The following is a 23271-nucleotide window of genomic DNA, read 5'->3' as shown; positions in this document are numbered from 1 at the left end:
TACTTATAAGCCTTTATCAAAATATTACTTATATAACTGAGATCTTGCACTCATAGTGAAAAACATCTCGGCTTTTAGGTTTTCGGTTTCAGGTTGCAGGTTTTAGGTTAAGAAAAAACAATTAACTTTAAGCTATTCTGCAAAAAAACTCTTAATTGTTGCCTCAACCCTCAAAATAGTCAAAAATCATTAAACCTGACACCGACTACCTGCCACCTTTTATTTAGTTTTTATGTATTGGTGCAAGATGTGAGTATAACCTGAGTTAGATATAAGAATAGGTAATGATTGACTCTCGTTGACAGGCAGACAGGTAGATTGTATTTCTTGTGAATGAATAAAATTCTCTCAAAAATATACAAATATTGAGAATTTTTTCCCATTCCACTTGTTCACTTGTCTCGTCTTCATCATTTTTCTTCTGTCGAACTGAGGTTATATAGACAGTCCTAACTTTAAGCCAAGAAGTGCATGGACAAACATAATTACTAAGGCAATACTACCGAGATAAGCATGAGCAGTGCGTAAACCTTCTTTATTGCCACCAAAACCCGTTATCGAGATTAAACCATTTAAGCCTAATAAACCGATAACTGTTGAACCAGTCCAAAAATGAGGACTTTCAAAAATAGGTTGTCCTTGCATAATCAACGACAATACTCCACCACTATAGCCCATAGTAATAAATAGAAATAACCAAGGAGCTATCTTACGATGATTTCCTTTATTTGTTTGTTTTAATTCTTGATCTTCGGAAATCCTACTACGCCAACCAGTAATACCAACAGCACTACCCATGGCAAAAATAACAATTCCCATAAAAAAAGGGTGTCCCCAATGTACGATCGATTCAGGAGTATTAAAACTAGAAAATATATCAGCTATGGGTTGTAAAAATTCTCTAATCGTTTCTTTCATGATTTTTTTTGACGACAATGTATTAAGATAATAATTCTAAATACTAGATTTCTCTAAATTTAGAAATAATTAAAAGTTGTAAACTTTCTTTTCAATCTTAGGCTAACTTGTATATTATTTTGCCGCACATAAACCAATGAATTTTTTTCTCATCCTTTACAAACTACCTGAGTTCGATCTAAAATCATCGGTAAAGAGAGGGAATAGGAAACAGTAATCATAATTGATTCAAAACTGTCAGGAATAGTCTTTTTCAATACATATTAGATAAATCAATATCAATAAATCACTAAAACTGAGATAATAGAATTTATAACTTCACCAGTCAGAGAATGTCAAAAGTTATTATTATTGTGAATGCCCAAGTCGATGGTGGAAAAATTTGTTCTACTGCACCTGTAGCAGAAATAATGGCGATCGCACTTAAAAATAGTATAATGAAAGATAATAAGTTTCATGAAGTAAAAATAATCAGTGCGGCGGATTTGTGGTCAAGATCTCTAAACATATCACAACAAGATGAAGATATTATTTATTTTCCTTTAACGATTAAATTGCCTGAGTGGTTTAATTTTCCAGCACAACATATCTATTTTGCTTGTAGAGATTTAGAAAAAAGAAGAAAGTGGGTTCAACAACATTTTGGTTATAAAACCAGTAAAGATAATTTATGGTTAGGTGATTTATGGTTGCCGATTATTTTTAGCGGGGAAAAATTTATTTATGGAGAAATTATCGGAGAGGGTGTTATTCCTAACTCCTATCAACAGCCTTATGATTACCCATCTCAACTATACTCTCCATTACAAAAACTTGGTGGTGAATTGTTAAAGTCGATTCAGGCGATACCTTCTGTTTACTTATTACAGTTTAAGATGTTAGAACAAGATATTATTTTCGATCGATTATGGCCCTTTCCTGCCACTCCTGCTATAGCATCGATTAACGTACAACAACCTAATTTATTCGCCTGTCATTGGCTTTGTTTTAATAATCAATGTCCAGAAATTAGAGTTTTGAATCTGAAAGATAAAGTATAGGAATTGGAAATGGGATTTTACCTGAGTTTGATGTCAGAAACTTTAATTCAATTAACAAGAGACAAGGGGCGTTACTCACAAAAAATTTGTACAAATAAAAGGTAAGCTAAGACGCATTTAACTTACATTGATTAATTCACCCTTATTCTTAAATTTTTTACTCCAATTAATTACTAAACTTCCTTCATTTAATAAGTAATTTACTGTTTTTTCTAGCTGTTCTTTATTTTCAAAGTTTCTATAAGCTATATATTCCTTTGCCGAATGCCACACTAATTCTATTAAGTTATAATCTGGACTATATACCGGTAAATATTCTAGTCTTATATTCGGTAGATTTTTTTCTATTTTTTCTACTATTTCCTTTTTTTTATGGAAACTTGCGTTGTCTAATATTATGATTATTTTCGGACCACATTCTTTAAAATCTTTTTCATCATTTCCCTTACTTACCCATTCATTTTTTATTTCTTCCCATAACTTTTTTAATTGTTCACAAAACGTTTCTGAATCACCTTTTTTTATTACAAAACATCTTCTTTTTTTATCCGAATATCTTATTCCTCCCATGATATTTACTCTTCCTCTTCTTCTTTCTCCCTTCACCTTTTTTCTTTTTCCTTTTTTCGTCCATGTTTTTCTTCTTATCACCCTTAAACTAAAACCACATTCATGAGGGGCTGTGTGGCGAATTTAGTTCGCCACTTTAAACGCCCCATCCCAAAACCATACTTGAACTAACTCAGGATTCTCTTTACCTATTTCTATGTAATGTTCTAATTTTTCTTTAAATGCTTTTCTTTGTTCTTGATTTTGTTTGTCTTCTAAACTATATTTTCCCCAAATATAACTATACTTTTTTCTTTTTAATATCCTCACTACTTGTGATTTGCTTAATTTAATTCCTGTTTCTTTTTCCAAATGTTCTGATAATCTTTGCCCCGTCCATCGACCAAAATCATATCCAAAATCTTCAGGATTTTTATCAACTACTTCTAATAATCTTTCAATATATTTATCCGTTGCTTTTGTTTGGTTTCCTTTTCTTCTTTTATCTTGCAATGAATCTACATTATTAGGATTACCATGAACTGCCCAGTAAGCCACCGTTTTGGGGGAACAACCCAAAAAAACTGCTATTTCTTGATAATTTTTACCATCATTCTCTAATAAAAATATTAAAATTCTTTCCCTGACTTCCGATCTCTTTTCTATTTTTAAAGCATCTTGTAGATACTTTCTTTCTTCCTCTGACAAAAAATTTTTAGAAGGCATAAATCACACCTAAGTTTTATCTTTTCTGACTTAAATTATATACCAAATCAATGCGTCTTAGCTTATTCAATTTAATACTTTACTTTAACTCTCAACTCCCAATCCCTAATTATCAATCACACACACAACCCTAAAACCGATAAAATTGTAATTGGAATCGGCGGCATAACTACTTCTTTTTGCACTACGACAATATTGCGAAGATAAAGACCACGAACCCCCTCTAACAACCCTCGGTTGATTACTCATAGTTGCATTATAGGCTGAACCATCTTTCGGTGTATGGACATAATTATTAGTATAGTGATCTTCGCACCATTCCCAGACATTACCATGAACATCGTATAAACCGAAGGGGTTAGGATAAAAACTATCTACAGGGGTTGTTTTTTTGTCGAATTTTCCTTTTTTATGATCATTTCTTCCATCATAGTTGACAATGTCAGGGGCAATAGTATCTCCAAAGAAAAATGCTGACTTAGTGTTACCACGACAAGCATATTCCCATTCTGATTCTGTTGGTAATCTATAGTTTCTATTCGTATATTTAGTTAGGCGTTTACAAAATTCTTGAGCGTCTAACCATGATACTTTTTCTACTGGTAAGTTATCCCCTTTAAAAGCTGAAGGATTATTCTTGACGGGGCGGCCTGCTTTGGGGAATGATGATATTGTACGCCATTGTAATTGGGTAATGGGATATTTACTGATATAAAAAGAATTTAGATTAACTAAATGTACAGGGTTTTCATCTTTATCTCTACCAACTTCGTTATTATTTGATCCCATCATAAATGATCCTGACGGAATGAATACCATATCAAGGTTAACTCCTTCTCCCAGATATTCCACAAAAAATTGTCCGTTTTTGGTGATAGTATTTTTCTTAAGACTTGACATTAAACCAAATAATTTTTTCTCTGGTTCGATCGAAATTGTCTCAAACTCAAAGGTTTCGATATTCGGATAGTTAGTTTTAGGTTTAATAATGGTGGGTGGTGCATTAATAGGAGATATTTTTTGTACAATGGTTTCGTCATTATCTACCACTGCGGAAAGTATTTTTTCCCTCATTTCTGCGGTGAGGGTTTTATTCGGAATATTCGGTGAATTATCGGGTTGATTTTCCTTAAATAGTTGAAACCAATCTCTTAAATTTTGAGGGCGTTTTTCTATGTCTAATTCCATTCCCTGAATGATAGCTTGATTAAATCGATCGCTCAATTCTGGGTTATATTGTTGGGGTGGAATTAAATCTCTATAACTTCTGAAATTTGCAGGAGTAGGTAATTGTCCTGTTACTAAAACATAAAGTATAGCAGATAAAGAATAAATATCTGTAGCTGGTTTAGTGTTATTATTAGCAGACTGTTCTGGTGGACTAAAAGAGTCCATATTTTGGGTTTTTCTTGGTGCTAAAGCAAATAATTTGACGGCTAATCCGTAATCTGTTAGTATTGGCTCTTCTGTATTCTGATCAATGATGATATTTTGTGGCTTAATGTCTTGATGAATACACCTATTTTGATGAAGGATGTTTAAAGCAGATCCAATTTTAGTAATTAATTTTAATGCAGAATCAGTGGACAATTTACCTTTTCGATCGACATAAGTAGCCAAATCCATTCCCTCAAGATAATCCATTATCATGTAAGCACGATTATTTTCGAGGAAAACTTCAGGATAAAGTTTGATAATATTAGGACTAGAACATTTATTAGCGATTAATTGTGCCTGTTTAATTAACTTTTCTTCAAAATTCTTTTTATCTTCATGGGATGACCAGAATATATTAGTAGCTTTTATTGTTACTAATTGTGAATTACTGGTATCTTTTGCTCGATAATAAAATCCTGTACCACTTCTTAATAAAATAGACTCAATAACGTATTGACCATTATTTAGTTTTAATCCTTTTTTCCAATTACTCATTTATATAAAAACTTTTTTTACCACTAATCAAATAATAATAGAATTTAGCATAGATGAATCAAATAACATAAAAAAGTTAATAATGGAAAATCAAACTTGCATCCATTGCGATGGAAAAGGGTACATTGAAATTAGAGATTGCACTGGAGAAATTCAAAGAGAAGAAACTTGTGTTTTCTGTGAAGGTAGTGGATTAATAATAGACGATGAACAATAATTAACTGATAATCAATTTTTCAGAATTAAGTAAAATAGTTTCACTTTATAATTAAAATCTCATAAATTCAAATAAAATATTTTTATAAATTAAATAAAAATAAACAACGAAAGATAATTTTATTTTTTATTGCTATAACTAATCAACTTTTTTATGAAGATAATTTACAAGTTTTAAGAAGACATATTGAATATGAATCTGTTAACATGAATTAACCTTAGTTCGACATCAAGAAAATGATAAAGACAAGACAAGTGGAAAATTACCGTAGTTGATATAAGGTATTTATCATATTATCGTTGCTCTTTTCTGTTATTGTTCGGAGGTATTACAGCAGTTATGCCTTTTTTAAAGTTTATTAATTTGCCGTTCGTCGCTATCATAAACCTTATCCTCTAATAAAGTACCAGCATCTAAATCTTTTAATAAGACATCTGCAACGCCAAATCTCAGATAATGATAAACTAATATAGATAATCTTTACATATATTCATAATGGCGAGAATTAACGATAATTACTTAAAATTAAAAGCTGGTTATTTATTCCCAGAAATCGCAAGACGTGTCAATACTTTTGCCCAAGAAAACCCTAACGCGAACATTATTCGTTTAGGTATTGGTGATGTTACTGAACCTTTACCTCAAGCCTGTCAAGATGCTATGGTTAAAGCTATTGCAGACATGGGTGATCGAAATACTTTTAAAGGATATGGGCCAGAACAGGGTTATAATTGGCTAAGAGAGAAAATTGCTCAACATGATTTTCAGAGTCGTGGCTGTGATATATCCGCCGATGAAATCTTTATCTCCGATGGTTCTAAGTGCGATACAGGTAATATACTGGACATTTTTGGCAAAAACAATAAAATTGCAGTAACAGACCCTGTTTATCCCGTTTATGTGGATACTAACGTTATGGCAGGACATACAGGAGACGCTAATGAAAAGGGAGAGTATGAGGGTTTAGTTTATCTTCCCATCAGTGCAGAAAATGATTTTATTGCCCAGATACCCACACAAGCCGTTGATTTAATCTATCTTTGTTTTCCTAACAATCCCACAGGTGCGATCGCCACGAAAGAATATTTACAGTCTTGGGTAGAGTATGCAAAAAAACATGAAGCAATTATTTTGTTTGATGCCGCCTATGAAGCCTTTATCACTGATCCTAGTTTACCTCACTCCATTTATGAAATTGAAGGTGCTAAAGATTGTGCGATCGAATTTCGCTCTTTCTCTAAAAATGCGGGATTTACAGGAACTCGTTGTGCTTTAACAGTGGTACCTAAAAATTTAACAGGAAAAGCCAGTGATGGTTCAGAAGTAGAATTATGGAAACTCTGGAATCGCCGTCAATCAACGAAATTTAACGGAGTTTCCTACATTGTACAAAGAGGTGCAGAAGCTGTTTATTCGGAAGAAGGCCAAGCACAAATTGCACAATTAGTCAAATTTTACTTAGAAAATGCCAATATCATTCGAGAAGAATTGACGAAAGCAGGATTAACCGTTTATGGTGGGGTTAATGCTCCCTATGTGTGGGTAAAAACCCCTGATGGTTTATCTAGTTGGGATTTCTTTGATAAATTATTACACAACGTCAATGTTGTAGGTACACCCGGATCTGGTTTTGGTGCGGCAGGAGAGGGTTATTTTCGTCTTAGTGCTTTTAACAGTAGAGAAAATGTGCTAGAAGCTATGAAACGCATTACTACAACGATGAAATTTTCTTCCTAACAACTGATATGGGATAAGAGAGAGAAGTTAACATCAAGAAAAGAGAAATGGGGATAATATAACACCCTATAATCAAATTTCTATATTTCTGTCTTTTATACCCTAATTATATTTTTTGAGATTTCATTGCTTCCCGTAAAACTTTACAAGCATAATCTGTACAACACCCACAATCTTTAGAAACAGAAGTCACTTCAGAGAGTTTTTCTAAGGAAGAAATACCCTGTTCTACGGCTTTGTGAATATCTCTCTCTGTTATACCTTTGCAAATACAAACGTACATATATCTCTATTTATCTTACTTATTTTAAGTTGATATTTATTATTATTGCAAAATATTATCATTATTGGGAGATTATTGTCAAATTATTTTTAGTTTTAGGTAAACATTGAAAAAGGATATAGCATTTCTCACCGTTATAAAGTACTCTAACTTAGGTTTTCGTACCTGAAAAGTTGTTTTAAAAGTAACTATATTTCAAGTTACTTAATAAGATTTATTGATGTTTTTAACTAGCCATTGTGTGAGTTCATTTACAGCATGATAAAATTCTCAAAAGTTAATCCATCTATTATTCAACAAATTTTATTTAATTCTAGTATTGTTTTTGGATAAAAATTTTCTCTGTTCCTATTTTTATTACCATATATAAAATGGGTACAACAAATAGACTTAAAAAAGTAGCAATTAACATTCCGCCGAAAACCGTCGTTCCTAAAGATTGTCGGCTTCCAGCCCCCGCACCTGTGGCAATAAGCAAAGGTAAAGTACCGACTAAGTTAGAAATAGCCGTCATTAAAATTGATTTTAATCTTTGTTTTGATGCCTCAATTACTGCTTTTACAATGGGTAATCCTTCTTCCCTTAATTGGTTGGCAAATTCCACAATTAAAATGGAGTTTTTACTTGCTAATCCAATTAACATAACTAACCCAATTTGACAATAAACATCATTTGGAAAACCTCTCAACATTTGTGCTAACAATGCGCCTAATATGGCTAAAGGAACGGCTAACATAATGATTAAAGGATCAATATAATTTTCATACTGAGCGGCTAAAACTAGGAATACAAATAATAATCCTAAACTGAAAATAACGATCGCCAAACCTCCTGCACTGATTTCTTCTAAAGATATACCTGTCCACTCATAACCAAAACCGACTGGTAAAATTTGTTTATTTAGATTTCCGACAGTTGTAATTGCTTGTCCTGAAGTGAAACCGGGAGCCGCTGAACCGTTAATATCGATCGCACGGAATAAGTTATAGTGATCTATGCTTTGCGCTCCTGTTGTGGGAGTCACTGTCACTAAATTAGATAAGGGTATCATTTCATTATTATCCGATCGCACATACAGATTATTAATATCTTCGGGATTCGATCGAAATTTTTGATCTGCTTGTAAATAAACTCGATAGGTGCGTTGTTGCATAGTGAAATCATTTATATATTCTCCTCCTAAAGCAGTTTCAAGAGTTCTAAAAATATCCTCTAAATCTACTTCTAAAAGTTTGGCTCGATCACGATTTACTTCTATTAGTAATTGAGGACTATTAGCGGCAAATTGGGTAAAAACGGCTTGTAAACCTTCAGTTTGATTGGCTTGTCCTAAAAATTGTCCCATTACCTCAACCATAGAGTTAAGATCAGGGTTAATTCTACGATCTTGCATTTTAAAAGTAAAACCGCCAAAAGTGCCTAAACCTTGAATAGCAGGAGGATTAATAGGGATAACTCTGGCTTCAGGAATGGTGGCAAATTTGCCGTACAATTTACCGATAATGGCTTGAACGCTTTGATCAGGAGTATTTCGTTCTTCCCAAGGTTTAAGAGGAGCAAAGATAACTCCCTGATTAGGAGTACTCCCACCAAAAGAAAAACCACCGATGGCAAAGGTTGCCCTAACTTCAGGCATTTTGAGAATTTCCTCTTCTACTTTTGCCATGACATCACTGGTATATTGCAAAGAAACTCCTTCTGGCCCTTGAACAATAGTAATAAAATAGCCTTGATCTTCTTCTGGTAAAAAAGAAGTAGGAACTCTTACATATAACCAACCCGTAAAAGCAATTAAAACGATAAAAATTCCAATAATAAAGAGTTTAAATCGAGTTAAAAAGATTAACGATCGTTCGTATTTTTCCGTTACCCAATCCAGAAAAATATTAAAAGTATTAAAAATCGGTGCTAACCATGCAGGGGGATGCTGTCCTTTTCTGAGTAATAAAGCACATAGGGAAGGAGTTAAAGTTAATGCCAAAAAAGTTGAAATGAGAATAGAAAAGGCGATCGTCAGAGCAAATTGACGATATAAAGCACCCGTTGTACCGGGGAAAAAAGCCACGGGAATAAATACCGCCATCAATACCAAAGAAGTTGCAATAACCGCTCCAAATAACTGTTTCATAGACACACTAGAGGCTTCATCGGCTTCCATATCTTTATCTTGGATATAACGGTGAATTTGTTCCACAACGACGATCGCATCATCTACCACGATCCCCGTTCCAAGGGTTAAGCCAAAAAGGGTTAAGGTATTGATAGAAAAACCGAAGGCTTTAACGAAGGCAAAAGTACCGATTAAAGACAGGGGAATAGTGAGAGAGGGAATTAAAGTTGTACGCCAATCTTGCAAAAAAACCAGAATAATTAAAACCACTAAACCAATAGAAACGAAAAGGTTCATTATCACCTCTTTCAATGACTCTTCAATAAATGCGGTGGTATCAAAAGCCAATCTTGCTTCGATTCCCTTGGGAAATTCCGTTGATAATCTAACCATTTCGGCTTTAACATTTTTCCCAACTTGTAACGCATTAGATCCGGGTAGTTGATAAATACCAATTCCAACGGCTTCTATACCTCTAAAACGTAAAAAAGAACCGTAATCTTGAGATCCTAATTCTACTCTACCAACATCTTTAAAGCGAATTATCCCCCCATTTTCATCAGTTTTCAGAATTAAATTTTCAAATTCTTCAGGATAAGTTAATTGACTAATGGCTCTTAAATCTATTTGATATTCTTGTCCTTCGATCGCCGGTTCTGCCCCAATTTTACCTGCTCCTACTTGGATATTTTGTTCCCTCAAGGCTTCAGATATATCCCCAGTAGTTAAACCTCGACTAGCAAGACGACTAGGATCGAGCCATAAACGCATGGCATAACGTCGTTCACCGAATACCCTAACATTACCTACTCCTTCAATTCTTTTTAAGGCATCCACCAGATAACGATCGGCATAATTACTTAAAAATAAATTGTCGTATTCCTCATTTTCGCTAAATAAGCCAAACCCCATCAAAAGATTATTCGATTGTTTACTTACCGTTACCCCAGATCTTTGTACTACTTCTGGTAATTGTGATTCCACGATCGAAACTTGATTTTGTACATCAACGGCGGCTAAATCTTTATCCCGTGAAGATTCAAAGGTGGCGGTAATACTGCTAGTGCCATCATTACTGCTACTGGAAGACAAGTATTTTAATCCTTCTATACCATTAATTTGTCTTTCTAAAATATTGGTAACAGTATTTTCCACTACTTCTGCATTAGCCCCATTATAATTAGCGGTGATCTGAATTTGGGTGGGACTAATATCAGGAAATCGATCGACTGGTAAGATAAAAATACTAATTATGCCTACTAAGAGGATAATCAGAGAGCAAACAGTGGAAAAAACAGGACGTTTAATAAAAAAATCAACAAACATAGTTTTGAGGAGATAGGAGTTAGGATATAGGAGACAGGAGACAGGATATGGGAGACTCCTACTTTAACGGCATAACAGGAGCTTCATCACTGAGGTTTAAAATACCTGCGGTTATGATTTGTTCTCCTACTTGTAAACCTTTCAAAACTTGATAGTTATTACCTTGAAGAGTACCAAGAGTGACTAATTTCTGTTTTGCTATTAATTGGGGTTTGTCTGGTGTGGAATTCTCCGCCGATTCGGCAACAAAGACAAAAGTTTTTCCACCTAGACGAGACACTGCGGCAGAAGGAATTAAAATCCCTTGACGTTGATCCCATATAATTTTTGCTTGGACTGAGCCTCTGTTAAACAAATTGGTTGAACCATTTTCAAGGGTAGCTTTAGCTAAAACTAATTGACTATTTGCCGTCACATTCGGAGAAATAAAACTAATTTTACCTGATGTAACTGCTTCCCCTTCACCATCTAAAATTACGACAGGTAAGCCTAACTGTAGTTCTTTCGCCTGTTCTAAAGGAACGGAAAGATCAACCTCTAAAACATTATTTTCCGTAATGGTGGTTAATTCATCTCCAGATTCCACATAATCACCAAGTTTGATAGGTATATCTCCAATAATTCCCGTAAAAGGGGCAACAATCTCTGTTTTTTTGATTTTCACATCGATCGTTCTTATCAGTGCCATTGATTCGGCGACATCTGCTTCTGCTTGGGCAATTTCTTCTATTCTTGCTCCATTTTCTAAACGTTTTAAGTTTTGTCTAGCTTGTTCTACTTCTGCTTCTAACTCATTAAGATCTGCTTGTCTTCCTTTACTTAAGGCTGATAAACGACGTTGTGCCTCAGTAAGAGCGGCCATCGCCTGACGTTCTGTTTTTAGTCGCTCATCAAATTGATCTTGAGAAATCGCTCCCTCTTGCTCTAAATTACGATACCTTTTAATTCTTTCCTGTGCTAAATCTAACTCTGCTTTTGCTGATTCCACTTGAGCTTTAGCTTGGGCAATTTCTTCGGGAATAGCACCTTCTTTGGCATTATTTAATCGTGCGATCGATTGATTTAATTGTGCTTTTGCCTCAGCAATATCTTCAGTACGACTTCCCGTTTTAAGTTGAGATAAACGAGCTTGAGCATTCTGAAGTTGAGCCTTTGCTTGAAACAATTCGGCTTGTAACTCATCACTTTCTACCGTCAAAATCACTTCCCCTGCTTGAACTCTTCCCCCTTCACTGACTAAAATTTGGTTTACCCTTCCACTAATTTCCGACTTAACTGTTACCGCTCTTGGAGCATCTAAAGTACCTATCACCGTGGTACTATCTTCTAAAGATTGACTACTTAAAGTTTCTAACTTTACAGGTAAGGCTTGAGGTTGTCCTGCTGTCATCGCATTAGAAGGAGCATTCTTTTCCTTATTGTTACTGGCTAACCACAATTTACCCCCACCACCAGCTACTAAAGCCACAAATAAAAAAATTAAAACTATTCGCCAACGGGAAGAAGATTGTTGAGTAGTTTCATGGCTAGAGGGAGTAACCTGTAATTTTTCTTGCTCAATATTCGATTCCTCACAGGTCGGAGGAGAGTTAGGATTAGTCATATTAGTTACACTGAGGTTAATTTTTATAACAGCAACATTCTGATAGTATATTTAAGTTTTACAATATCAGAATTATATATCAATTTGATATAAATTGACAAAAATCTTATGTTAGAATTAGCGACTTTAGGACTATTGCAAAAAGAACCACTGCACGGGTATCGACTCAAACAACAAATGGAATTATTTATGAGTGGATGTATCAGTGTTAACTATGGTGCAATTTATCCTCTTTTAAGACGCTTAGAAGAAAGGGAACTAATCAAAGTATTAACTGAACAGGAAGATAGTATTATTACTCGGAAAATCTACAGTATTACGAAAAAAGGTGTTCTGAAATGGAAAGAAAAAATGTTAGAACATCCTCAAGAAAGTTGGGTGAATGCCCGTTCTCGTTTTATGATTAAGTTTTTCTTTTTCACTTATTTAGAACCCCAAGAAAGGCTAAAACTATTACAACATCGTTTAATTATTTGTCAGTTGCAATTAGAAAATAAAGAAAAGGAATTAAATATTGTTTCTGATGATCGTGATCCTTATCAGTTAGAGGCTTGGCGTAGATGTCGTTGGGCGATCGAAGATGAAATAAAATGGTTAAATATTCAAGTTGCAATGGCTAAAAACAAATCTGTTTAACCTCAGTGAACTATAAAATTTATTGGTAATGATAAGATGTTAGGTGTTAGTTATTAGGTAAAGAATTGAGAAGAAATGCGTAATAATTGATTTGATTCAGATTAATTTAGCTAATTGATTGATGAGAGTCATGGGAAAATCAACCTAAAACCTATCTTCATTGTCCTCTCTTCATTGTCCTCTTGCATCTAACCATTGTTGTAGGATAATGGCCGCAGCCCGTCGATCGATCGAACCTTTATCACGGGAAGAATATTTTTTACTACTTTTCAATTGTTCTTCTGCCTCTACAGAAGTAAGTCTCTCGTCCACAAATTCTAAAGGTAATTGTAGGGCTTTACCGAGTCTTTTGGCATATTTTACCACTTGTTTAGCCTGAAAACCAATTTCCCCATTCATGGTATAAGGAATACCGATCACTAATAATGTTGCTTGTCTTTCCATTACTAATTTACGGAAGGCTTCCACATCATTTTCAAAAGAAGTACGATAAACAGTAGTTAACTCAGTAGCTAACAATCCTAAACCATCACAACCGGCGACTCCAACTCTTTTTAAACCAATATCTAATCCTAATACCGCTAATCTTTCCATGAAAATTTTTCTCAGAAATAATTTTTAAACTTGGCTGATTTTTTTGTTATATCGAGTCAACAAAGTTGCAAAATCTCCTTGTTTTAAAGGCTTACTTACTAACCAGCCTTGAATTATATCACAGTTAAGATTTTTTAATAATAATTTTTGATTTTCTGTTTCTACTCCTTCTGCAACTACTTTCATACGATAACCTTTAGCTAAAGTAATGACAGCAGTAACTAAGGCTTGATCTTGTTGATTTATCTCTAAATCTCTCACAAAAGATTGATCTATTTTAATGGTATGAAAAGGAAATTTTTTAAGATAACTAAGAGAAGAATAACCTGTGCCAAAATCGTCTAAAGAAAATTTGACTCCTAAATCAGATAACTCTTTAATAATTAACTCTGTTTTTTCTACATCTTGCATTAAAATAGTTTCGGTAATTTCTATCTCTAAATATTCAGGATTAAATTGAGTTTTGTTTAAAACATTTTTGACTTGATCAATAAAACTTTCTTGTTGAAATTGTTTAGCTGAAACATTAACTGCAATTACTAACGGTGAATAGCCTAAATCTTGCCATTGTTTCCCTAAAATACAGGCTTTTTCTAATACCCATTCTCCTATAGGAATAATTAATCCTGTTTCTTCTGCTAAGGGTATAAATTTGGCGGGAGAAACCATACCTAAAGTGGGGTGTTGCCATCTTAATAAAACTTCTACCCCTGACATCGTGTTATATTTTAAATTGAATTGGGGTTGAAAATTTAAAAATAATTCTTGATTTTGTAAAGCATTATATAAGCTATTTTCTAACTCAAATAATAGCATTTGTTCTTGACTTAATTTAGTTGTGTAAAATTTAAAATTATTTTTGCCCATTTGTTTAGCTCTAAATAAAGCAATGTCGGCATTTTTTATTAAATGTTTTTCGTCTAAACCATCTTCGGGATAAGTAGCAATTCCAATGCTACAGGTGACGTAAATAGTATATTTTTTAATTAAAAAAGGATTTTTGAGACTTTTAATAATAATTTCAGCAATATTTTTAGAACTAGGTAAATCGTCATCTAAGGGTACAATTAAGGTGAATTCATCCCCTCCCCAACGGGATAAAAAACAATGGGATGGCAAACAGGAAATTAAACGATGGGAAAAACTTTCTAATAATTTATCTCCTGTTGTATGATTTAATGTGTCGTTAATGTTTTTAAATCGATCGATGTCAATAAATAAAATAGCTAATTTTTGTTGATTTTGCTTTCTTTTTTTGAGTAATCGTGCTAATTTCCAATAAAAAAAATCTCGATTAGGAATGCCTGTTAAAGTATCGTGAAAGGCTTGGTATTTAAGTTTTTCTTCAGAGTTTTTTCTTTCTGTTATATCAAAAATATAAGTTCTAATAACATTTTCTCTTGATAAATAATGAATATATTGCTCAAAATATTTATCTTGAATTTTTATTTCTCTGATGATTAATCCTCCATTACTTTGATTTGGTTTATTATGTAAACCAGCAATTAAAGGACTGGAAATATTCTTTTTAGTTAATAAGTCTTTAAAACATAAATTAGCTGCAGGATTTGTATAAGTTATTTTTCCATCAAAATCAAATTCAATAATAGGATTAGGTGATAGTTCTGGAAAAGAAGCTAACCTATTAATATCTTTATGAGTTAAATTTTCCTGTAAATTTTCTTCAGAAATAACTAGAGTATCTTGTAACTTTTCTCTACTAAAATTACTAGATAATTTAAGATTATTAATCGATTTTTGTTCAACTAAATCAGAAGAAGAAAAATTGACGGGTAAAACATTTTCTTGTTTGTAAATAGCTTTATGCTGATTATCACCAAATATGATTACGTCACCATCTTGTAGTAAATGATGTATAGTTTTTTTTCCGTTAACTAAAATACCATTTTGACTTCTTTTACCTTTTAAATCTCCATCAATTAAGATATATATATTTTCATTGTCATCTAAATCTTTTCTAATTAAAGTGGCATGATGTCTTGAAACGGAGGATGAATTTAATTTTATACTACTGTCAGAATGACGACCAATGGAATAAATACTCTCTGTTAAAGAAAGTATCATTTGTTCTGAGGGATTATCAGGAAATAAGTGTAAAAGATGATTTTTTTGATGATCTAAGCTGCTCATTAAGGGTAAAAATCAACATAATTAGGGTTTGCTAAAAAGTAAATTAGTTGGAGAAGGCAAGTAATAAATAATCAGTTAATTAGTAAACATCTTCCAAAACTAGATTAAATCCTAATTCTGAGTACGATCGAATATTTTTGAGATAATTTCCGAAATGGCGTTTTCCTCAGTATAAGAAGTGCTGTTTTGAAAGTTTTGCAAAATATCGATCGATTTTGACATTTTTTTCGCTGATTTTGCTCAAATACAGTTTTTATATTTATTCAGCAGACCCTAATTAGGAGTGGATAATAGAACATTGTTAATTATTATGCTTTCAGAAAATCAAAGATCATAGCTAAAGTCTAACAGAAATTTCGTCATATCTTCTGCTGTTAAAGGAGAAGTTAACCAATTACCTTGTATTTCTTGACATCCCAATTTAGATAGTTCTTCTACTTCTGATTTTATTTCTACTCCTTCAGCCACAATCCGTAAATTAAAACTTTTAGCGATCGAAATCATAGCACTAATAAGGGCTTTATCATGATTATCCGCATTAAAATTTTTTACCACAGGTCGATCGATTTTTAAAGTAGAAAAATGGAATTGTTTTAAGTAACCTAAAGCCACAGTATCACTACCAAAATCATCTAAGGAAATTCTGACTCCTAATTGATCTAATTCTTTCAGCGTTTTTGTTGCCAATTCCACATCAGAGGCAATGGTTTTTTCAGTGATTTCTAACTCTAATAAATTAGCATTGAGAGAGGTTTTATGTAAAATATTTTTGATCATTCCCACAAAATTAGGTTGTTGAAACTGTTGCGTAGAAATATTAATACAAATAGGTTGATTTTTTAATTTATCCTGTTGCCATAAATTTCTTTGAGTACAAGCAGTTTCAATTACCCATTGTCCGATAGATACAATTAATCCTGTTTCTTCCGCTAAGGGAATAAATTGATCAGGGGTAACTTTTCCTAAATCTGGATGATCCCATCGAATTAAGGCTTCTAGTCCAGTAATTTGCTCTTTTTCAATAGTTACTTGAGGTTGATAAACCAAAGAAAATTCATTGCGTATCAAAGCATGAGACAATAGTTTTTCTAATCTTAATAAACGTTCAACTTCTACTTGAATTTTTGGATCAAAAAACTTATAGTTATTACTCCCAGATTCTTTACTCTTAAATAAAGCTGTTTGAGATTGATTAAGTAACATTTCTGAGGTTAGAGGTTCTTCATCTTTAATGGCAATACCCATACTGGTTTTAATATGGATTTTGTGATTATCAATAAAAAAAGGTGGTTTTAAGGACTCTAACATTCGATAACTTACCCTACCCACATCCTTAATATTTCTTACTTGGGGTAAAAGACAGACAAAATGGGACGATTCCCAATGTGCTACGGTATCACCCGATCGTAATGATGCTCTTAACCGTTTCGCAAAACCATCTAAAATACTTGATTTGAGAGTATAACCCAAATTTTCTTTAGTATCTTCTAAAATTTCTAACTCTAGGAAAATTATACATAGTAAACCATTTATCCGACGACTATTAGCGATCGCAGTATTAAATTGCTCCATAAATAGCTGTCGATTCGGCAACCCTGTTTCTAAATCGTATAACCCTTGTTCCTGAATAAAAGTTCCCTGATGAATATTTTTATTAGCAGGACGTACGGCAAAAGAAAGTATAGTTTGATCACCATAACTAATCCAAGTTATGTTACATTCTAATTCTACTAATAATTTATTTTTGCTTTTATATTCAAAATGTTTAACAAGATTTTTATCTTTTTTCGACTTTAAAATAAACTCTATTTGTTCATCTAAAACACTGGTACTAAGATCAATTAAATCATATAATTTCAAAGAATAAATTTCATCTAAACCATAGCCTAATAAATCCGCTAAAGCATTGTTAGCTTCTAAGATTTTTTTGCTACTAGCATCTACTAAAAAAATCCCTTCCTTTGTTTGACTAATAAAAGCCTTATATCTTTGCTCACTTTCTTTTAATTGAGTTTCTAAAACTTTGCGTTTAGTGAAATCAAAAACATAACTTCTGATTAGTTTTTTTTCTGATAAATAGTGAATATACTGTTCAAAAACTTGGTCTTTTATAGTAACTTCTCGAACAAATAATTTATTATTATTACCATGATTTTCAATATTTTTGATTAAACCGACTAAAAGAGGATGATTTTCTGTAGAGGGATTAGTTTTGAGTTCAGGAAATTTATTTACTGCCGACGGATTAAGATAAGTAATATTTCCCTCCCAGTCCATTTCAATTATAGGATTGGGACTTAACTCTGGAAAAGACGCTAATTTAGTAATCTCAGAATTTTTCCCTCCATCAGAATTTCGACTAAAGGTAGCAGTATTTTCTGACTCCATTGATTCCATAATATTGGGTTCAGAAATCACTAATGTCTGTTTAGGTATCATACTGTGAGGATTAGATTTTGCTGGTTGAATCGTACTTTCTGATTCAGGGGATTGTTGATGAAAATCACCTGATTGTAATAAAGCTAAATCACTAATATTGTTAAGAACATAATAACTGGCTTGAATTTCTAACCCAAAACGAATAACATCCTCATGTTTTAATTCTTGTACTAAACACCTTTTTTCATTAATAAAAATACCATTGGTACTGCGATTACCTTGTAAATCTCCATCTAAAAGCCAATAGGAAAAAGTGCGATTTTTTGTATCAGTTCTGCGCAATAATGTGGCGTGAAATCGAGAAACTTTTTTAGAGGCTAACGAAATTTTATTTCTGGGATCTCTTCCAATGGAATAATTCGGTTCGTCTAAAATAATAGTCTGTCTTGAATTTTCATCTTCCAAAACTAAAACATGGGTGATTGGCTGTAAATCTTTACTAAAAGTTGTTTTGAGATAGTCACTATTCATAGTTAATAATTAATAGGTGTAATCGATAGTTAATAATTTATTATTCTGTATTCTCTTTTTCTAATTAAACATCTTCAAAAAATAAAAATCAATTATACTTGTCAAGATCGTAAATGAATGTTAGAGAATAACTTTTTACTTTTTTATACTACTGTTATAGTATGTTCTACTTTATGAAGAAAAACAGTGGCATCCTTTGCTGGTAGAGGACGGCTAAATAAATTACCTTGAATTTGTGTACAACCTAAATTTCTTAGTAACTCCATTTGTTCCAGTTTCTCGATACCGACTGCAACTAATCTGCTTCCATAACCTTCACACAATACTGCCATACATTGAATTAAGGCTTTATATTTAATATTCTCTTCTAATTGATTTATTACACTAGGGCTAATTTTTATGGTATCAAAAGAAACTTTTTGTAAATGTATTAAAGCTGAATTACCTGAACCGAAGTTATCAAAGCATAATCTCACTTTTAAATTCGATAAATGAGACAATATTTCATAGGCTAATTCAGGGTTTTGTAGAAAACAATTTTCTGTAATTTCTAACTCTAAAAACTGAGGTGATAAACCAGATTGTTGTAAGGCTTTTTCGATCGTTTCGACAAAATTAGGTTGGGAAAACTGTCTAGCGGAAATATTAACACCGATGGGCAGAGGTTGTATATTTTCTTTTGTCCATGAAAGCATTTGCAAAGTAGCGGTTTGTAAAATCCAGACTCCTAAAGGAAGCATAAAATCCGTTTCTTCCGTCAATCGTAAAAAGTGACGGGGAGTAACTTTGCCTAATTCAGGATGATCCCAACGCAACAAAGCTTCTAAGCCTGTTAATTGTCCTGTTAGGGTGTTAATTTGAGGTTGATAACACAAGAAGAATTGTTGTTCTTTAATAGCACTACCGATCAAATTTTCTAATTTTAATAAACTAGCTGTTTTGGGACTAATATTAAATCCCGTGACACTATAGTTCACATTATTATTGTTATTTTTAGACTCAAGAGAAAGTAAACTATTTTTTATTAACAAAGAAATTTCATCCCCATCAATAGGATAAATAACTAAACTTAAATTCAAATCTAATTTGGTATTACTCGAAGATTCTTGTAAAAATTGTTCTAAGGTAGAAGATATTTTTTTCGCAATTTTTGCGGGATCTTTTGGTCCTTTGATACGAGGAAATAATATCATAAATTTATTTTCATCCCATCTTGCGACTAAATCGCCTATGCGTAAGCAAGACTGTAATGTTTGAGCAAAATTTTTGATTAACTGATCAACAATACTCTGATTATTTTGTTGTTTAAATTCGGCAAAATTTTCAATTTCTGTAACTATAATTGCCATTAAATATTGATACCTTTCAGCGTTAGCGATCGCCACACTTAATTGTTCATGAAATAACTTTTGATTAGGAAGATGAGTAGTATAATCATGAAAAACTTGATCGTTAGAATAATTAACATTTTCTGAATTAGTAGCATTTCTTACCACAAAGCAAAAAATATCTTTATTTTGATAGCTAATTACACTAATACTGGATTCTAAATTGATTAAAGAACCATCTTGACAACGATGTAAATATTGTTTAGTAAAATCTTCTTTATTTTCTAAAACATGAACCAAATCTTGGTTAAAAATACTTAAATCACTAGCAATAACATTGTATAGTGTTAAATTGGTAATCTCCTCGGTAGAATAACCTAATAGGCTCAAATAAGTATCATTGGCTTCGATAATTCTTTTGTTACTAGCATAGGCTAAGAAAATTCCTTCGGAAGTTTGTCTTGCGATCGCACGATAACGAACTTCACTTTCCCGTAATTGAGCTTCAGCTTGTTTTCTTTTGGTAAAATCAAAAATATAGCATCTAATTAGCTTTTTTTCCGAAAGATAATGAACATATTGCTCAAATACTTCTGCACCAATTTTAACTTCCCGTAAGAATAAATTACCTTGTCGATTATTGTATTCTGTCAATAATCCTGCGAGAATAGGATGTTCTAATTTATCATCGTAAATCGTATCGAATTTAAGACTAGCGGCCGGATTCAGATAAGTAATATTACCATCCCAATCTAACTCAACAATTGGATTAGGACTTAATTCAGGAAAAGAAGCCAGACGAATTAACTCTTGTTGATCTTCGGTATTACTAGATTCTTGTTGTTTATTAATCATCGTTTCGCTAGACTGACTCGTTAGAGTAACACGAGATGCGCTAATTCGATCGAGTCCATCGGGATTAAATAAATCGATACCAGAATCCGTAGAAATAATATAGTAACTAGCTTTAGCCTCATTAGCAAAACGAATACTGTCACCATGCTTCAACTCATGAGAGATACTGGAATGTCCATTAATCAAGATACCGTTAGTACTTCGTTTTCCTTGTAAATCACCGTCAATAATACGATAAGAAAAACCATCAGTTTCATCATCCATTTTGCGAATTAAGGTTGCGTGAGTACGAGAAACCTGATAATCATAAAGGATAATCGGATTATGAGAATCTCGACCTAATGTATAGTTACTTTCTTCAAGGGAAACAATTCTTCTACCCTTACGATCTTCAATGACTAAAATGTGACGAAATTCCTGTACTTCACTCATGTAATTTTACCCACAATAATTAATATAACGCAATAAATATTAATATTCGTTAATCATTTATTTTCACGCTTTACCACCTTTCCCTATTATAAATTAGTTAGGATGTGAGAGTTAATAATTAATCGTGAATAATTGATAATTTATTAGAAAAATTTATTTAGTACTGTTGCTAAAATTTATAGTTTGTGTCCAAAGCGTTTAAACAGTAATTGCCATTTTGGGAAAAAATAATCCTTATATTCTCTTATTTAAAGATATTTTAGTGCAATATCTTAGATATAATAAAACAGAAAAACGATCGAACTATAGAAGCCATAATGACAGGTTTAGCCTTATTAAGTGTATCCGATAAAACAGGCATTGTAGAATTAGCCAAAACATTAGTAGAAGAATTTAATTTTCAAATCATCAGTAGCGGTGGTACAGCAAAAACTTTACAATCTGCTGGTATTCCCGTTACTAAAGTTAGTGATTATACAGGTTCACCAGAAATTTTGGGCGGTAGAGTGAAAACCTTACATCCTCGTATTCATGGCGGTATTTTAGCAAGATTAGAACTAGAATCTCATCAACAAGATTTAGAAATTAACGAAATTCGTCCTTTTGATTTAGTTGCCGTTAACCTTTATCCCTTTGAAAAAACCATCGCCCAAGAAGATTGTACTGTGGAAGATGCGATCGAGCAAATAGATATTGGTGGCCCCGCTATGGTGAGAGCGAGTGCAAAAAACTATGCCCATGTGACTATTTTGACTAATCCCGATCGTTATGAGGATTATTTGACAGAATTAAGAGGAAATCAGGGTAAAACTACCTTAGCATTTCGTCAGGCAAGATCCGCAGAAGCCTTCGCAATGACGGCTAGTTATGATCAAGCAATATGTCGTTACTTTGCGCAAATTAACCCCGAATCCACTGATTATTACGGTATTGGCGGAAAGAAAATCGCAACCCTCCGTTACGGTGAAAATCCTCATCAGAAAGCCAGTTGGTATCAAAATGGAAGTGATGTCAAAGGTTGGGCATCCGCTAATCAATTACAGGGCAAAGAGTTAAGTTATAATAATCTCGTTGACTTGGAAGCGGCTAGAAGAATTGTCTGTGAATTTCCCAGTAACGAACCTGCGGCAGTGATTATAAAACACACTAACCCTTGTGGTGTGGCAGTGGGAGAAACTCTTTTTGAGGCGTATCAAAAGGCTTATAATACTGATTCTGTATCAGCTTTTGGGGGAATTGTGGCGTTAAATCAACCCCTCGACGCACCTACAGCCCAAGCTATGAGTAAAATATTCTTAGAGTGTATTGTTGCTCCTGATATTACCGAAGAAGCTAAAGCTATTTTAGCTAAAAAATCTAACTTGAGAGTTTTATTACTATCGGATTTAAACTCTGGTAGTCAAGATAATATTAAAGCCATTGCCGGGGGATTTTTAATTCAAGAAAATGACACAGCGATCGAATTACCTGATACATGGCAAGTAGTGACAGAAAAGCAACCTACCGAAACCGAATTGCAAGAACTATTGTTTGCATGGAAAATTGTTAAACACGTTAAATCCAATGCGATCGTTATTACTAAAAATCGTACTACATTAGGAGTCGGAGCAGGGCAAATGAACCGTGTTGGATCGGTCAAAATCGCCCTTGAACAAGCAGGAAATGAGGCTTTAGGAGGATTTTTAGCTAGTGATGCTTTCTTCCCCTTTGATGACTCAGTCAAGACATCAGCCCAAGCAGGTATTACAGCAATTATCCAACCCGGAGGCTCAATTCGTGACGAGGATTCCATCAAAGCGGCTAATGAATTAGGATTAGTAATGGTATTTACCGGGGTACGTCATTTCTTGCATTAAGGTTTTTGATTTATAAATATTTCTCCTATCTCCTACCCTCATCAAAAAACTTTTTTAGCAAACTCTAA

14 protein-coding genes and 1 pseudogene are annotated in these 23271 nt (G+C 33.1%); 5 read left to right on the top strand and 10 right to left on the bottom strand.

Annotation, left to right across the window (positions count from 1 at the left end; genetic code table 11):
* Positions 1 to 435: 435 nt before the first annotated feature.
* Complete coding sequence (locus GM3709_RS13045) at positions 436 to 918, bottom strand: DUF4079 domain-containing protein (protein WP_066119980.1); 483 nt, start codon at positions 916 to 918, stop codon at positions 436 to 438.
* Positions 919 to 1250: 332 nt separating this feature from the next.
* Between GM3709_RS13045 and GM3709_RS13040 the strand changes: the two genes are divergently transcribed.
* On the top strand, positions 1251 to 1958 hold the full coding sequence (locus GM3709_RS13040; protein WP_066119979.1) for a hypothetical protein: 708 nt from the start codon (positions 1251 to 1253) through the stop codon (positions 1956 to 1958).
* A gap of 117 nt (positions 1959 to 2075) precedes the next feature.
* Here GM3709_RS13040 and GM3709_RS19240 read toward each other — a convergent pair.
* Both GM3709_RS19240 and GM3709_RS13025 read right to left on the bottom strand, forming a co-directional pair.
* Positions 2076 to 3233: pseudogene (locus GM3709_RS19240) on the bottom strand (IS630 family transposase).
* Positions 3234 to 3338: 105 nt separating this feature from the next.
* Positions 3339 to 5165, bottom strand: coding sequence for a bifunctional serine/threonine-protein kinase/formylglycine-generating enzyme family protein (locus tag GM3709_RS13025; protein WP_066119976.1), 1827 nt, complete (start codon positions 5163 to 5165; stop codon positions 3339 to 3341).
* Between the two features lie 82 nt (positions 5166 to 5247).
* On the opposite strand from GM3709_RS13025, the gene GM3709_RS13020 reads away from it, so the two are divergent.
* Together GM3709_RS13020 and GM3709_RS13015 are read left to right on the top strand one after the other, a co-directional pair.
* A complete protein-coding gene (locus tag GM3709_RS13020; protein ID WP_066119974.1) occupies positions 5248 to 5382 on the top strand; it encodes a hypothetical protein in 135 nt (44 codons plus the stop codon).
* A gap of 495 nt (positions 5383 to 5877) precedes the next feature.
* Positions 5878 to 7119, top strand: a complete 1242-nt coding sequence (locus tag GM3709_RS13015; RefSeq protein WP_066119971.1) for an LL-diaminopimelate aminotransferase — start codon at positions 5878 to 5880, stop codon at positions 7117 to 7119.
* Between the two features lie 106 nt (positions 7120 to 7225).
* Here GM3709_RS13015 and GM3709_RS13010 read toward each other — a convergent pair whose 3' ends face one another.
* From GM3709_RS13010 to GM3709_RS13000, 3 genes are all read right to left on the bottom strand, one after another.
* Entirely contained in the window at positions 7226 to 7402 is a 177-nt protein-coding gene (locus GM3709_RS13010; protein ID WP_066119969.1) for a (2Fe-2S)-binding protein, read from the bottom strand.
* Positions 7403 to 7715: 313 nt separating this feature from the next.
* On the bottom strand, positions 7716 to 10838 hold the full coding sequence (locus GM3709_RS13005) for an efflux RND transporter permease subunit (protein ID WP_066119966.1): 3123 nt from the start codon (positions 10836 to 10838) through the stop codon (positions 7716 to 7718).
* A 58-nt stretch (positions 10839 to 10896) separates the two neighbouring features.
* Positions 10897 to 12441, bottom strand: a complete 1545-nt coding sequence (locus GM3709_RS13000; protein ID WP_082713002.1) for an efflux RND transporter periplasmic adaptor subunit — start codon at positions 12439 to 12441, stop codon at positions 10897 to 10899.
* 108 nt (positions 12442 to 12549) lie between these two features.
* Between GM3709_RS13000 and GM3709_RS12995 the strand changes: the two genes are divergently transcribed.
* On the top strand, positions 12550 to 13077 hold the full coding sequence (locus GM3709_RS12995; protein WP_066119964.1) for a PadR family transcriptional regulator: 528 nt from the start codon (positions 12550 to 12552) through the stop codon (positions 13075 to 13077).
* Positions 13078 to 13248: 171 nt separating this feature from the next.
* Here GM3709_RS12995 and ruvX read toward each other — a convergent pair whose 3' ends face one another.
* The 4 genes from ruvX to GM3709_RS12975 all read right to left on the bottom strand — a co-directional run bounded on the left by ruvX (position 13249) and on the right by GM3709_RS12975 (position 21347).
* On the bottom strand, positions 13249 to 13671 hold the full coding sequence (gene ruvX, locus GM3709_RS12990; RefSeq protein WP_066119962.1) for a Holliday junction resolvase RuvX: 423 nt from the start codon (positions 13669 to 13671) through the stop codon (positions 13249 to 13251).
* A 24-nt stretch (positions 13672 to 13695) separates the two neighbouring features.
* Positions 13696 to 15822, bottom strand: coding sequence for an EAL domain-containing protein (locus tag GM3709_RS12985; RefSeq protein ID WP_066119960.1), 2127 nt, complete (start codon positions 15820 to 15822; stop codon positions 13696 to 13698).
* A 324-nt stretch (positions 15823 to 16146) separates the two neighbouring features.
* Positions 16147 to 18732 carry an EAL domain-containing protein gene (locus tag GM3709_RS12980; RefSeq protein ID WP_066119958.1) on the bottom strand — a complete coding sequence of 862 codons (2586 nt, stop codon included), beginning with the start codon at positions 18730 to 18732 and terminating at the stop codon, positions 16147 to 16149.
* A gap of 143 nt (positions 18733 to 18875) precedes the next feature.
* A complete protein-coding gene (locus GM3709_RS12975; RefSeq protein WP_066119956.1) occupies positions 18876 to 21347 on the bottom strand; it encodes an EAL domain-containing protein in 2472 nt (823 codons plus the stop codon).
* Between the two features lie 317 nt (positions 21348 to 21664).
* Between GM3709_RS12975 and purH the strand changes: the two genes are divergently transcribed.
* Entirely contained in the window at positions 21665 to 23203 is a 1539-nt protein-coding gene (purH, locus tag GM3709_RS12970; RefSeq protein WP_066119954.1) for a bifunctional phosphoribosylaminoimidazolecarboxamide formyltransferase/IMP cyclohydrolase, read from the top strand.
* Positions 23204 to 23271: the final 68 nt, after the last annotated feature.

Origin of the sequence: Geminocystis sp. NIES-3709 (genome assembly GCF_001548115.1) — a bacterium.
Taxonomy (GTDB): Bacteria; Cyanobacteriota; Cyanobacteriia; order Cyanobacteriales; family Cyanobacteriaceae; genus Geminocystis.
The sequence above is the reverse complement of the archived record's forward strand: the minus strand, read 5'-3'. Positions and strand labels throughout refer to the sequence as shown.

What these genes read in the sequence shown, in the direction of transcription:
- ruvX (WP_066119962.1), bottom strand. Translation starts at nt 13,671, where the DNA reads ATGGAAAGATTAGCGGTATTAGGATTAGATATTGGTTTAAAAAGAGTT.
- GM3709_RS12995 (WP_066119964.1), top strand. Translation starts at nt 12,550, where the DNA reads ATGTTAGAATTAGCGACTTTAGGACTATTGCAAAAAGAACCACTGCAC.
- purH (WP_066119954.1), top strand. Translation starts at nt 21,665, where the DNA reads ATGACAGGTTTAGCCTTATTAAGTGTATCCGATAAAACAGGCATTGTA.
- GM3709_RS12975 (WP_066119956.1), bottom strand. Translation starts at nt 21,347, where the DNA reads ATGAGTGAAGTACAGGAATTTCGTCACATTTTAGTCATTGAAGATCGT.
- GM3709_RS12980 (WP_066119958.1), bottom strand. Translation starts at nt 18,732, where the DNA reads ATGAATAGTGACTATCTCAAAACAACTTTTAGTAAAGATTTACAGCCA.
- GM3709_RS13000 (WP_082713002.1), bottom strand. Translation starts at nt 12,441, where the DNA reads ATGACTAATCCTAACTCTCCTCCGACCTGTGAGGAATCGAATATTGAG.
- GM3709_RS13045 (WP_066119980.1), bottom strand. Translation starts at nt 918, where the DNA reads ATGAAAGAAACGATTAGAGAATTTTTACAACCCATAGCTGATATATTT.
- GM3709_RS13005 (WP_066119966.1), bottom strand. Translation starts at nt 10,838, where the DNA reads ATGTTTGTTGATTTTTTTATTAAACGTCCTGTTTTTTCCACTGTTTGC.
- GM3709_RS13040 (WP_066119979.1), top strand. Translation starts at nt 1,251, where the DNA reads ATGTCAAAAGTTATTATTATTGTGAATGCCCAAGTCGATGGTGGAAAA.
- GM3709_RS12985 (WP_066119960.1), bottom strand. Translation starts at nt 15,822, where the DNA reads ATGAGCAGCTTAGATCATCAAAAAAATCATCTTTTACACTTATTTCCT.
- GM3709_RS13015 (WP_066119971.1), top strand. Translation starts at nt 5,878, where the DNA reads ATGGCGAGAATTAACGATAATTACTTAAAATTAAAAGCTGGTTATTTA.
- GM3709_RS13010 (WP_066119969.1), bottom strand. Translation starts at nt 7,402, where the DNA reads ATGTACGTTTGTATTTGCAAAGGTATAACAGAGAGAGATATTCACAAA.
- GM3709_RS13020 (WP_066119974.1), top strand. Translation starts at nt 5,248, where the DNA reads ATGGAAAATCAAACTTGCATCCATTGCGATGGAAAAGGGTACATTGAA.
- GM3709_RS13025 (WP_066119976.1), bottom strand. Translation starts at nt 5,165, where the DNA reads ATGAGTAATTGGAAAAAAGGATTAAAACTAAATAATGGTCAATACGTT.